Here is an 11,757-nt window from a genome sequence, read left to right on the forward strand (position 1 = left end):
GCATGTCAGAGCCCAAGTATCATCTTGGCCACCTGATTTGCCCCCTCGAGGGGGTTCCCGGCGCTGATCGGACCATTAGTGGAGAGGTTCACCCGAAATCTCACCGAATCGTCCGCAACGTGTCGAAACGCGGCAACGTCGTGACGACGCAGGACACCGATCGCAGTGTCATCCATGTCGTAGGCGCGGAAGAAGGTCGTAAGGAACGGGATCGAGTACGTCGGATCGGCTGCATGCGTGGTGTGGTTGTAGCCGATCCACGAGCTCGCGCCATACTCGGCAACGTGGGCGATGAAACGCTCGATAACCGGAGACGATGCTCCGGTATCGGCCATGCGCATGGTGATGCGCCCAACGAGGCTGGGGACTGTGAAGCTGTTGCTCGCGTCGCTCTCGGCTCGCTGGAGGCCGATGCTCAGCAGGAACAGCCGGTGTTCGTCGCCTTCATCGTCGCGTTCGACCTGATGCACGCCCTCAACGAGGTGTGATGAAGCGTTGCCTGTCGTGGTCTTGACCTCGATCCCCGTGCCGCCAAGGATGAAGTCGCGTGAGGATCGCTGCCAGCCGCGCCAACCAGCGATGATCTCTGCGACGCGAGCGTCATCGGCTCGGCGGCATAGCGCCTCCAAGAGAAGCAGTTCACCTGCAAGTCCGAGGAGCGCCAGGAGACACGCCCTAGGCGACGACGAGTCGTTCGATTGACGTTCTGGCCGCTCAAGTCAATTGCTGGCGCACCGGCTGAGGCGCCTTTCCGCGACAGAAGACTTGCCCAAGCTGGATGAATGGTGGCCGGAACCCTCATGTCGCGGCCTGCATTCCGGGCGTCCGGAGGCCACGGGGCAGGTGTCGCGCTAAAGACGAACTGCGACATCGGCGATGTCGATCGCGACCCCGACTGGGACGTCAAGGGGCAGGTTGTCCTCGCCGACTGCGTACGCTCGCCGCTTGGTAGGGATGACGAGGCCGCCGAAGGTTCGGGGCTCTGTCGCATAGTTCGCCACCAGGCGGCCCCCGGAGACATCCGTCACATAGTCGTGGCGGCGGAGCAGCCCGTCAGGCCCGAAGTAGAACGTCTGCACAGCCGAGTGGCTTTCGACTTCAGCGGGGAAGGTGACTTCCAGCCGTCGCCAGGTCTCCCCGTTCTCTTCCCACGGGGAGATCTCACGGGTGGTGAACCCTTTCATGGTGAAGAGGAACGGTGTCGTGAGATACGTCCAGATCGCGTACCCGGCGAAATAGAGGAGCTGCAGTTCGTCCCACGGCGTCTGCAGGGTGTGGCCTGCGAAGGACTCGCGGGCTCGGTCTCGGCGCGTCAGCACATCTCCGCGTCCGTCCGTGATGGCGACGCTTCCCTGGTCATAGACGCCCACCAGGTCGTGCCCGGTGAACGGGCGGTACTCGACGTGCGGCTGGTGCGCCTCCACGTCGATCCGGACGTTCTTCAGCACGCCGGCCTGTTGCTTCCGCTCCCACATTGCACCGGTGATGGAAGCCTCGACGACCAGGTGGTCGACCCGATCCCAGCGCTCACGCCCGCCGTGCGCCACGAGGGCGGTCTCCAGCAGGTCACTCATAGTTTATCCTCTCGGTCGTGGTGGCGGTTAGCGAGCCAGGGCAATGCCTGTGGCGCCACCTGCCAGGGCGGCGATCAGACGGACGGCGCCGGAGCGCAGGTCGACCGCCCGGATAGAACCAGAGAGGTCGGAGACGTAGGCGACCTGCCCCGGCAGGTCGAGCGCCAGGCCGATCGCCTCGCCGAATCCGGACGCAACGATGGTCGGCTGCTCGCCCCTGGCGTCGGGCGCCGGGATCGGCGCCCGGTTAAGCGTGTTCCCCTCGGGCGGGTTGCCGCGGTCCGTCCAGTAGAGCACCTGGTTCTCGCGGTCGAGGTCGAGGTCGATCGGCTCCGGTAGGCGTTCCCAGAGCACCTCGATGTCATCGCGCGTGACGGCGGTCTCGCCGTCCGGGATCTCCAGTGCGGCACGGAGGATGCGCCCCTTGCCTCCGTCGGACGGGCCCTTCTGGGTCCAGTACAGCCACCCGTTCTCGGCGTCGACAGCGATGCCGACGCACTCCTCTTCGTCCAGGGGAAGCCCACGGTGGGCGGTGAGCACCAGCGGCGTCACGCCGGACCCGTCGCGCTCGCTGCGGTAGACGCCGTGACCCTCACGGTCGGTCCAGTACAGGCGGCCGGTGGCCGGGTCGGTGGCGAGTTGCTTGCCGGTGGTGAACGTGCCCCGCGGGACGACGATCTCCGCCTCGCCGCCAGTCATCGGCACCCGCTGGATCGAACCGTTGCGGTGGGTGAAAGGAGGCTCGCGATCCGGTGTGAGCGGGGTGTCAGGCACCCCCATCAGAGTGAAGTAGACGAATCCCTCGGCCTCGTCGACGACGATTCCATCGGGTGCCTCATCGATGCCCGTGATGAGGTCCTCAACTTCGCCGGTCTCGATGTCGATGCGATGCACGCCGCCGCGGATGATGTCGAGGGCGTAAAGCTGCGCCGTGTCAGACATGGGAGTCTCTCTTTCTACTCGCTGAATGGTCAATCGATGGAGATGGACGGATCCGGCTCGGAAACGCCGGCCAGGGCGGCCCGGAGGGCGTTCCGCCGGAGGACGTGCTCGGTGTCGTCGGCAAGCGGAAGCTGCAGCACTGCCCCGACGTGAGCCGCGATGACAACGCGTGCCGCGTCGGCCGGCGACATGATGAGCCGACGCCCTGCCGACGTGACGGTGTGCTGGATGAAGGGCTCGAGTCCGCTGCGCAGCGCTTCACCGTGCGCCCGTAGGCCCTCGGCGATTTCAGGCCGGGCCCGCGCTCGCGCGGCGAAGCTCGCCCGTATCGCATACCAGTCGGGGTCGGCGGGGATCACGTCGAGGAGTGCGCTGACTGCGTCGTCCAGTGATGCTGCGGCAATGCCGGGGCGCGGCGCCTGCGCCAACCGGACGAGCAGGTCGTCGGTACGCATCTCGTACACGGCGAAGAACACGTCTTCGACGGTGTCGAAGTTCGAGTAGAAGGCGCCTCGGGTGAACCCCGCCTTGCGACAGATGTCGTCGATTCCGACTGCCGTCGTCCCACGCTCCGCGAAGAGCTCTGCTGCGGATTCGAGCAGCCGGGCGCGCGTATTGGATCGCTTCCGCTGCGCCGGCGCTTCGGCCACTTCCGCCTCCCGTTCGATTCCAGTACAGTTTATACTGAATTCATTCTATATCGAAAGGGAGGCTGTCATGCCTTTTACACTCCCGACCCGCACGCATGAACGCCCCGTCGTCGTCATCGGCGCCGGCACGCTCGGCCGTCGCATCGCCACCGTGTTCGCGGCCGGAGGGAGCGACGTGCGCATCGTCGACACCAACCCAGCCCAGCGAGAGGCTGCCATCGCCTTCACCATCGAGCAGGTCCCCGCGCTGACCCGGAAGTCGGGGCGCGCGGCCGGTACGGTGACGGCTCATGATGAGGCCGGTCCCGCCGTCTCGGGCGCCTGGCTGATCATCGAGGCGGTCCCCGAGCGGCTGGAGATCAAGCGGCCGCTGTTCGGCGAACTGGATCGGACAGCCGACGGCGATGCGATCCTCGCCACCAACTCGTCGTCGTACGCGTCACGGCTGGTCGTCGACGAGGTGACGCATCGGGAGCGGGTGCTGAACATGCACTTCGCACTGCCGCCTCAGAACATGGCGGTCGAGCTGATGTCCGACGGTGAGACCGACCCCGCGATCATCGAGTTCTTGACCACCCGGCTTCAGGACTTCGATCTGCTGCCCTTCGTCGCCCGGAAGGAGAGCACCGGATTCATCTTCAACAGGATCTGGGCGGCCATCAAGCGTGAGTCGCTCGAGGTCGTCGCCGAGGGCGTCAGCACCTCGGAGGACGTGGACGCGATTATGGTCGCGAACATGGGGCTCACCGATGGGCCGTTCCGTCTGATGGATCGCGTCGGCCTCGACGTCGTCCTGGACATCGAGGAGCATTACGCTGCCGAGAACCCTCACCTTCCGACGGGCCCGCGCGAGCTCCTCCATCGATATGTCGACGCCGGAAAGCTCGGGGTGAAGTCAGGAGAGGGCTTCTACACCTACGGGCAGTAGGTGTAGGGACGACGTCGCCGGCCTGTGCTCAGGTCGGCGACGTGGGGCATTACCGCTCACACTGCCGCGCTGAGCAAGGCGATGACGCTGTCATCCAGATCGCGGGCGTGCTCGGCAGCCTCGGCTGAGAGGTCGCCACGCACCGCGCTGGTGAGGGTGTCGTAGCGCAGGTGGATACCGTCGGCCGCCTCGAAGAGGAGGATGGTCACGGGGGCGAACGCGCCGGCCGCGGGAGAAGTGCGAACCATCGACTCCATCGTCACTGGGTTCCCCGCGATGATGCGGACTTCCCGGAACGGTGTCGCCTCCGGGTCCTTGCCCACGACGCCCCCGAGGTCGAGCTCGAGGAACACCATCAGCCCGGAGGGACCCGCCTCAGCGGCCACGGCCCTCCTGAACTCGTCCCAATCGGTCAGTCTCGCGATGCGTCCGGCGAATGCGGCGAAGTCAGGACGCCCGAGGCCGGCATGCACAGCATCCAGCACACTCTTGAACGGCCTCCTGCTGACGAACTCGATCCGCTCCAGCGAAACGATGGTGCGTGAAAGACGTGACACGATCTCCTCCTATCTGACGGACCGGCCGGCGGCCGGACGGCGAGTGCCGAAGAGCGGCCCGTGGGACAGCCCGGCGATTACGGCCCCCACCAGCGGAGCGACGACACTCATCCAGAGCTGCGCGAGCGCGGTTGAACCGCCGTAAATCGCTGTTGCGATGCTGCGGGCGGGGTTGAAAGACCCGTTGGAGACGGGGATGGCGATCAGGGCAACGAGAAGCAGGGTGAGACCGATGGCGACAGGAGCAGTTGCCGGGTCGGAGCGTTCACCGGTTACCGCGAGGACCACCCACAGGAAGACGCAGGTGGTGATGACCTCGACGAGAAAACTGGACAAGAGCGGGAAACCGCCGGGCGACAGAGGCCCCCATCCCGTGGAAGCGAAGCCGTCGGCTTGCGCTTCGGCGAGGAATCCGTCCGGGCCGCCGGCCGCGATGACGACCACTAGCGACGATCCGATGAGGCCCCCTGCGAGTTGCGCCGCCAGGTATCCGGGAACACCTCGCCACGGGTGCCTGCCGGCGACGGCAAACCCGATGGTGACGGCGGGATTGAAGTGGCCGCCGGAGATCGGTCCGAACGCGTAGGAGCCGATGAGAACGCTCACGCCGAGCGCGAAGGCGACGCCGAAGAACCCGAGGTTCAGACCCCCGTGACCGTGGTCGAACCCGGCTCCGAAGATCGCGGCGCCCACGACGCTGAATACCAGAATGGCGGTTCCTGCTGCTTCCGCCGTGAGCCGGGCAGCTACGGTCGGACGTGCCACCGCGGTCATGGGTGCGGTTGTTCGGGTCATCTGTTCCTCGCTGTGTCGGTGTGATCGCCCCTGTTGGCGGGCCGGCCCGTAGTGGCGCCACTGTTGAGGATCGCAACGAGGTTCCCGGATCGGAATCGGTCATTTGACTGCATCGAATGACCGCATCGATCGCGGTTGAGTCGTTTGACTGATTCGTCGGTCACCGCTCGATTCGGAGAGTGGGGTGGACGCGAGACCGTCACATTCACACCCCACCTGGAAAGGAACAGGCACATGCCATACATCACCACCACCGACGGGACCGAGATCTACTACACCGACCAGGGCACCGGTCAGCCGATCGTGTTCAGCCACGGCTGGCCGCTGAGCTCTGACGCCTGGCAGGTGGAGCTGAAGGTGTTCGCCGACGCGGGTTACCGAACCATCGCCCACGACCGCCGCGGTCACGGCCGTTCGTCCAAGACGTACACCGGTAACGACATGACCCAGTACGCGAAGGACCTCGCCGAGCTGATCGAGCACCTTGACCTCCGCGATGTCATCCTCGTCGGGCACTCAACCGGTGGCGGTGAGGTCGTACGCTACGCGGCGCAGTTCGGGAAAGGCCGGGTCGCGAAGGTGGTCACCGCCGGCGCTGTGCCCCCGATCATGCTGAAGTCCGAGACGAACCCGGAGGGCACCCCGATCGAGGCCCTCGACGCTATCCGCGAGGGCGTGCTGAAGGACCGTTCGCAGTTCTACGAGGACCTGGCGGTGCCGTTCTACGGCGGCAACCGTGACGGCGCCAACCTGTCGCAGGGCCTCATCGACGACTTCTGGCGTCAGGGCATGCTGGTGAACCTCGCCGCCGCGTACGACTGCGTGAAGGCGTTCTCCGAGACCGACCAGACCGAGGACCTGAAGTCGATCGACGTCCCGATCTTCATCGCACAGGGCGACGACGACCAGATCGTCCCGATTGCGGCTGCGGCCGAGAAGTCGATCAAGCTCGTCAAGGACGGGACGCTGAAGGTGTACCCGGGCGCTTCCCACGGCATCTGGGGCGCCTACCAGGAGCAGCTCGACAAGGACATCCTCGAATTCATCAGGAAGTAGCTCGCGGGAACAGCGAAGAGCCGCACTCCTTCTGGGGTGCGGCTCTTCGCCGTGTCGGTGCTTCGCCGCAGCTGCTGGAGCTTTCGTTCCCTGTTGCCGGTACGAGCACAGCGCACCAACGCGGACTGAATCACCGGTGTACGCGGTACTTGAAGCCGATGTGCGAGCCGGTGAACCCGAGCCGTTCGTAGAACCGGTGAGCGTCCACCGTTTGCGCGTCTGAGGTCAGTTGAATCAGATCCGCACCGACGGCGGGGGCAGCTTGTTGGAGAACCCAGGTCATCATCGATGTTCCTATGCCAAGAGACCGCGCGGAACTGGCTACGCGAACTGCCTCTACGAGCAGCCTGGTCGATCCGCGGCGGGCCATGCCCGGGATCGTTGTGAGCTGAAGGGTACCTACGATCTGCTCTGCCTCGGTGGTGGCGACGATGATTTCGTTCGCGGCGTCGCTTCGGATGGCGTTGAATGCCTCCTCGTACGCGTTCCTGTCGCCTTCTGCTGCCAGGTCACCGCGTTCTGCGCTGATGCGGTCATCCGCTAGAAGGGCGATCAGCGAATCAAGGTCGGACTCCTCGGCCCGACGCAACCGGATGGGACGTCCCCCAACGGGACTCACCGGGAGAACGAGGTCACGGATCATGGGCACCAGCCTGGCACGCCGTGTGACCGGCCTGGTCAATTGGCCAGGCCACGCATCGGACGCCTGCGCACGTTCCGCAGCTGTCGCCGATCCCCCGGTTGTCAGTTCTGCACTTCGCCGGGGGCGTAGTCGCGGTACATCGGTTGCTGGTCGGTGAGGACGGGGACGTCCAAACGGAGCCCGGTGTGGCCCTGGTAGGTGAAGTACACCGGGTAGAGGGAGCCTGGTTCCGCGGTGAAGCCGTCGAAGATCACCGTCTGGGTGTTCTCCGCTCCGATCTGGACGACGCCTCCGACGGTGAGGTTCACCGTGCTGGTGGCTTGCGGCTGCCCGTGAGAGATCTGAAGGTGGATGTCCTGCTCGCCTTCGTTGACGAATGAGGCGACGAGGTTCGCTTGGTCGTCGTCAGCGATGAGCACAGCGTTCGCGACGTACACGGATCCGACTTGGCCGCTGACACCGTCGGAGGTTTCCCCGTTGGTTTTCGTCGACTGCGGAACCCAGAGGTCGCAGCTGGTGAGGACGGCCGCGATCGCGAGGGCGCCGGCGATCGCTGTGCTGCGACGGCGGAACTCGACGCTGTTCACTTCGCCTCCTCGACCTGCACGCGGTTGTCCCGGCGGCGGTAGTGCCGCAATGTCAGCCAGAGGGTGAGCACACCGGTGATGGACACGACTGCGATGCCGACGATGTACAGGACTGTCGTTGTCGCGGACACGGCCTCAGCGGTTCGGGCGAGGATGAACCCTGCTTCGAGCTCTTTGATCGCGCGGCCGTTGATGAGCACAGCGGCGACGGAGGCCAGCTCTGATGACGAGTCCCAGAGCGCGTGGAGAAGCGCTGCGCCTGCGTAGGCGAGGAGGACCCACCAGGACCAACGGAACCTCTTGCGGCCGGCGGCGACGCCGAAGATCACAGCTCCGAGGATGGCCGTCCACAGCACATGGCCGACAGGGGCGAGGATGGCTCGGACGACCTCGGTTTCCAGCAACGATGTCAGGTCGATTCCCTGGGAGGTGATCGCTGCGTTGAATGCGTAACCGGCGGATTCGAACGCGGCGAAACCAGCACCGATGGTCGCACCGAGCAGGGCACCCTGTTTCGCGGTCTTCGGCACCACCCGCCAGCCGAAGATCACCAGGAGGACGCCCTTCACGAACTCTTCGATCAAGCCGACGACGCCGTAAACCCAGAAGCTCTGCGACAGGTCGGCTTCGAGCAGGGATGCGCCGAGGACACCGAAAATGCCGCCGACGAAGAACGCGAGGATGAGCTGCAGGGTGCTGATATTGCCGGTGACTCGTTCGATGACGAACAACACCACAGTGCAGGGGACGAGGAAGCTGCCGACCAGGATCAGGGTCGGCACGAGGTTCGAGTTGCCCGTCACAGTGGTCACGACGACGGTGACCACCCACAGCGCCAGACCGACCAGCAGCGTCTTCCACCACCAGCCGTGGTGGTGGTGCGGGTGGTCATGGTGGCGTCGGCTGCGGTGCTTTCCGAAGTGTTCGTCGGTGGGAGGTGCCGCCGGCGGGTGGGTGTCTTTGGGGGTGCTCACTGCTCTCCTCCTCCGTGTGCTGGTCGGTCTCAGCGTCCGCTGCTTCCGGGGCTTGCTTCACCGTCGGCGGTGTACGATTTCGCGCCGGTTCCGGCGAGTTTCCCGCCGTCGACGATGAGGTATTCGTCGCGGATGGGTTCTCCGATGAGCCAGTCTTCGAGGATTTCGCGGGTTCCGGCGGCGTAGCGTGCTTGCGCGGAGAGGCTGGACCCGGACATGTGTGGGGTCATCCCTTCGTGCGGCATGGTCCGCCAGGGGTGGTCGACGGCGGGTGGTTGCGGGTACCAGACGTCGCCGGCGTATCCGGCGAGCTGTCCGCTGCGGAGCGCGCGGACGATGGCGTCTTGGTCGGTGATTTCGGCGCGGGCGGTGTTCACGATGTAGGAGCCGCGGCGCATGCTGTTGAGGACGTCGTCGTTGAACAGGTGGTAGGTCTCCGGGTGTAGCGGGGCGTGGATGGAGACGATGTCGACGTTGGCGGCGAGGCTGCGGGCGCTGTCGTGGTAGGTGAGGTTGAGCTGCTGTTCGATGTCGGCCGGGAGTCGGTGCTTGTCGGTGTAGTGGAGCTGCACGCCGAATGGGTGCAACCGTTCAAGGACGGCGCGGCCGATGCGTCCGGCGGCCATGACACCGACGTCCATCCCTTCGAGGTCGTATGACCGTCGGACGCTGTCGGCGATGTTCCAGCCGCCGTTGATCACCCACTGGTGCGCGGGGAGGTAGTTGCGGACGAGGGCGAGGATCTGCATGACGGCGTGCTCGGCGACGCTGATGCTGTTGGAGTAGGTGACTTCCGCGACGGTGATGCCTCGGCTGATCGCCGCGTCCAGGTCGACGTGGTCGCTGCCGATGCCGGCGGTGATCGCGAGTTTCAGGTTCGGCGCTTTCTGGATCCGTTCCGCGGTGAGGTACGCGGGCCAGAACGGTTGGGAGATGACGATGTCCGCGGTGGGGAGCTCCCGTTCGAAGACGGAGTCGGCGCCGTCTTTGTCGGAGGTGACGACGAGTTGGTGTCCGGCGCGTTCGAGGAAGCTGCGGAGGCCGAGTTCGCCTGAGACGGAGCCGAGGAGTTCTCCGGGTGTGAAGTCGATGGCGGACGGGCTCGGCAGCGTCTGGCCGCCTGGATACCCCGCGAGGGCCGGGATGCGGTCCCTTGCGTATTCCGGTGGATAGCCGGTCACTGGATCCGGGTAGAGCACGAGAAGCACCTTGACCATGTGGGTATCGCCTTCCTTTCGTGGGCGGGGCGGGCGCGTTGCCAGCCACTATCCGACGATTTCGCAGGCGCTCCTCGGTGCGAATCCGTCAGTTGACTCGAACGTGCCGCTTCGGGCGTTTGCCTCGATCGGGTATCGCAGTCGAGTCATCCGACTGATCCGCTTCCAACTGACATTCGGCATCGTGGCCTCGACGCTGACGGACACAGCGACCAAGGAGGCATCATGTCGGAGCGGTACCGCGATCTCGCTTCCCTCGGCATCACCCGCATCGAGAATGAGCTGCTTGTGCGTGACTTTCTCGAAGTCCTGAGCATGCGGGATGCCGCCGCTCTGGACCCGTTCCTTCACCCGGACGTGCGGTTCAACGGTTCATCGACGTCACAGGCGGCGGGCAAGGCAGCAGTGCTGCATGTCTGCGAGCAGCTGTTCGCCAACTTCCCCGTATACGAAGTTCAGGCGGTCGCAATGAGCAGCGTCGGCCGAGTCGTCCTCGTGGAGGAGGCGGTGCGCGTATCGATAGACGCCTCGTGCAACGCTCACTGGCTGATCGGTTTCGCGTCGTTCGAGGTCGTCGGATATCAGATCGTGAGCTGGCGTCAGCTGCACGGTTGATCCGAGGGCGTTACGAGTGCCTCTCAGCGCACCGGGTATAGCTGGTTCCAGGATTTGATCATGAACTCCTCGATCCGATAGCAGCTGATCACGGTCACTGGTTCCACCGCTCCGCCTTCCACCGGCATCGCCATCTCCTGCTCGCTGAGTACCGCGTCGTCCGTGACCAGCACCTGCAGCACCCGGATCGGAGCGGTCAGGGTGGCGCCGAACAGCGAACGGCACGCCCGCATGGCGCTCGCCCGCCCGTGGATCTCCCTCGCCAGTCCGGACGTGAACGTCACGTCAGGGTGCAGCAGCTGAGCGACCTCATCGAAGTTCCGATGCTCGATGCCATAAAGGAAATCCCGAACGATCAGTTCCAGCTCGAGGCGTTTGATCGCGGTCAACGTACGTGATCCCATGTTTGCCGCCCCCATCTCATGCGCTGATCTGCAGCCGGACAATTCGGACGCCGTCGTCGTCAAATGTGAACGTTATGGGCGTCTCACCGCCATCGACTGGCATGCGAGCGCGCATCGCGGTTCGGCTCGGTGACTCGGACACGAACAGCACGTCCGAGAGGGCGACAACCGTTCGCTGGAACTGTTCGAGGCACCATCCGTTCACCGCATCAGCACCGGTGACGAGTTGTCCCCCGTCATCGATGACCACGTCGGCATGAAGACAATCTCGAAACGCCTGAGAGTCCCGCTCGATGATTGCTTGCACTGCCCGTAGCACAGCGCCGGGGACCGTTTGCGACAGGATGCGAATCACCTTGCTCTCCTTCGACATCAACGCCTTCGGCAGCGGACCAGGTCGACTGTTGATGGCGCCTCCATTCGAGGCTCGCAAGCACCGAGGGAGTACGTCTTGAGTCGGATGACTCGGGACCAGACGCTCGAGATGTCGGGCGTAGGGAATACCCCACGACGGCTTCCCGCAAACGGGGAGCCGGCCCGATTGTCGGCGCCCGCCGCGGCCGCGACGCTTGAACCGCTTGCTTACATCAGCGGAAAGGAGCTCGCGATGCAGAATCTGGACGGGTGCGTGAACGGCCTGGAACCGAACTCGTATGTGACGCGGTGCGCGGACCCCGCAGAGGGCTGGGGGCACTACGTGAGCAACGCACTCGGCTCCGATACCGAGCCTGGACGAGGAACGTTCGTCCGCGCGGAGGAGCCGCACACCTCGGCGGGAAGCTACGTGGATACGCAACCTCCTCGCGGTCAATAGG

The 11,757-nt window shown here is 65.1% G+C and carries 15 protein-coding genes; 3 read left to right on the plus strand and 12 right to left on the minus strand.

The window, feature by feature from the left end; genetic code table 11:
- Positions 1 to 5: 5 nt before the first annotated feature.
- The 4 genes from ACM2XV_RS00410 to ACM2XV_RS00425 form a co-directional block, all read right to left on the minus strand.
- Positions 6 to 665, minus strand: a complete 660-nt coding sequence (locus ACM2XV_RS00410; RefSeq protein ID WP_487025641.1) for a PD-(D/E)XK motif protein — start codon at positions 663 to 665, stop codon at positions 6 to 8.
- A gap of 186 nt (positions 666 to 851) precedes the next feature.
- A complete protein-coding gene (locus ACM2XV_RS00415) occupies positions 852 to 1,574 on the minus strand; it encodes a hypothetical protein (RefSeq protein ID WP_487025602.1) in 723 nt (240 codons plus the stop codon).
- Between the two features lie 27 nt (positions 1,575 to 1,601).
- A complete protein-coding gene (locus ACM2XV_RS00420) occupies positions 1,602 to 2,516 on the minus strand; it encodes an SMP-30/gluconolactonase/LRE family protein (protein ID WP_487025603.1) in 915 nt (304 codons plus the stop codon).
- 29 nt (positions 2,517 to 2,545) lie between these two features.
- Positions 2,546 to 3,166 carry a TetR/AcrR family transcriptional regulator gene (locus tag ACM2XV_RS00425; RefSeq protein ID WP_487025604.1) on the minus strand — a complete coding sequence of 207 codons (621 nt, stop codon included), beginning with the start codon at positions 3,164 to 3,166 and terminating at the stop codon, positions 2,546 to 2,548.
- 67 nt (positions 3,167 to 3,233) lie between these two features.
- Here ACM2XV_RS00425 and ACM2XV_RS00430 point away from each other — a divergent pair, with 67 nt between their 5' ends.
- The gene (locus ACM2XV_RS00430) at positions 3,234 to 4,094 is read left to right on the plus strand and encodes a 3-hydroxyacyl-CoA dehydrogenase family protein (protein WP_487025605.1); all 861 of its coding nucleotides are present in this window, start codon (positions 3,234 to 3,236) and stop codon (positions 4,092 to 4,094) included.
- 56 nt (positions 4,095 to 4,150) lie between these two features.
- On the opposite strand, the gene ACM2XV_RS00435 is transcribed toward ACM2XV_RS00430, so the two are convergent.
- Together ACM2XV_RS00435 and ACM2XV_RS00440 are read right to left on the minus strand one after the other, a co-directional pair.
- Positions 4,151 to 4,651 carry a DUF302 domain-containing protein gene (locus ACM2XV_RS00435; protein WP_487025606.1) on the minus strand — a complete coding sequence of 167 codons (501 nt, stop codon included), beginning with the start codon at positions 4,649 to 4,651 and terminating at the stop codon, positions 4,151 to 4,153.
- A gap of 9 nt (positions 4,652 to 4,660) precedes the next feature.
- On the minus strand, positions 4,661 to 5,425 hold the full coding sequence (locus tag ACM2XV_RS00440) for an aquaporin (RefSeq protein ID WP_487025607.1): 765 nt from the start codon (positions 5,423 to 5,425) through the stop codon (positions 4,661 to 4,663).
- A 255-nt stretch (positions 5,426 to 5,680) separates the two neighbouring features.
- On the opposite strand from ACM2XV_RS00440, the gene ACM2XV_RS00445 reads away from it, so the two are divergent.
- Complete coding sequence (locus ACM2XV_RS00445) at positions 5,681 to 6,502, plus strand: alpha/beta fold hydrolase (protein ID WP_487025608.1); 822 nt, start codon at positions 5,681 to 5,683, stop codon at positions 6,500 to 6,502.
- Positions 6,503 to 6,632: 130 nt separating this feature from the next.
- On the opposite strand, the gene ACM2XV_RS00450 is transcribed toward ACM2XV_RS00445, so the two are convergent.
- From ACM2XV_RS00450 to ACM2XV_RS00465, 4 genes are all read right to left on the minus strand, one after another.
- The gene (locus tag ACM2XV_RS00450) at positions 6,633 to 7,145 is read right to left on the minus strand and encodes a GNAT family N-acetyltransferase (protein ID WP_487025609.1); all 513 of its coding nucleotides are present in this window, start codon (positions 7,143 to 7,145) and stop codon (positions 6,633 to 6,635) included.
- Between the two features lie 101 nt (positions 7,146 to 7,246).
- The gene (locus ACM2XV_RS00455; protein WP_487025610.1) at positions 7,247 to 7,732 is read right to left on the minus strand and encodes a hypothetical protein; all 486 of its coding nucleotides are present in this window, start codon (positions 7,730 to 7,732) and stop codon (positions 7,247 to 7,249) included.
- Positions 7,729 to 8,706, minus strand: a complete 978-nt coding sequence (locus ACM2XV_RS00460) for a PrsW family intramembrane metalloprotease (RefSeq protein WP_487025611.1) — start codon at positions 8,704 to 8,706, stop codon at positions 7,729 to 7,731. Before ACM2XV_RS00460 ends, ACM2XV_RS00455 begins: the two co-directional genes overlap by 4 nt.
- 29 nt (positions 8,707 to 8,735) lie before the next feature.
- Positions 8,736 to 9,923 (minus strand): NAD-dependent formate dehydrogenase, encoded by a 1,188-nt coding sequence (locus ACM2XV_RS00465; RefSeq protein ID WP_487025612.1) that lies wholly within the window; start codon positions 9,921 to 9,923, stop codon positions 8,736 to 8,738.
- Between the two features lie 225 nt (positions 9,924 to 10,148).
- Between ACM2XV_RS00465 and ACM2XV_RS00470 the strand changes: the two genes are divergently transcribed.
- Positions 10,149 to 10,538: a nuclear transport factor 2 family protein gene (locus ACM2XV_RS00470; RefSeq protein ID WP_487025613.1), complete on the plus strand. Its 390-nt coding sequence runs from the start codon at positions 10,149 to 10,151 to the stop codon at positions 10,536 to 10,538.
- A gap of 23 nt (positions 10,539 to 10,561) precedes the next feature.
- Here the strand turns inward: ACM2XV_RS00470 and ACM2XV_RS00475 are convergent, their stop codons facing one another.
- Together ACM2XV_RS00475 and ACM2XV_RS00480 are read right to left on the minus strand one after the other, a co-directional pair.
- Entirely contained in the window at positions 10,562 to 10,927 is a 366-nt protein-coding gene (locus ACM2XV_RS00475) for a nuclear transport factor 2 family protein (protein WP_487025614.1), read from the minus strand.
- A 31-nt stretch (positions 10,928 to 10,958) separates the two neighbouring features.
- Positions 10,959 to 11,297 (minus strand): nuclear transport factor 2 family protein, encoded by a 339-nt coding sequence (locus ACM2XV_RS00480; RefSeq protein WP_487025615.1) that lies wholly within the window; start codon positions 11,295 to 11,297, stop codon positions 10,959 to 10,961.
- Between the last annotated feature and the right edge of the window lie 460 nt (positions 11,298 to 11,757).

The organism is Gryllotalpicola sp. CP2-P1, assembly GCF_057512245.1.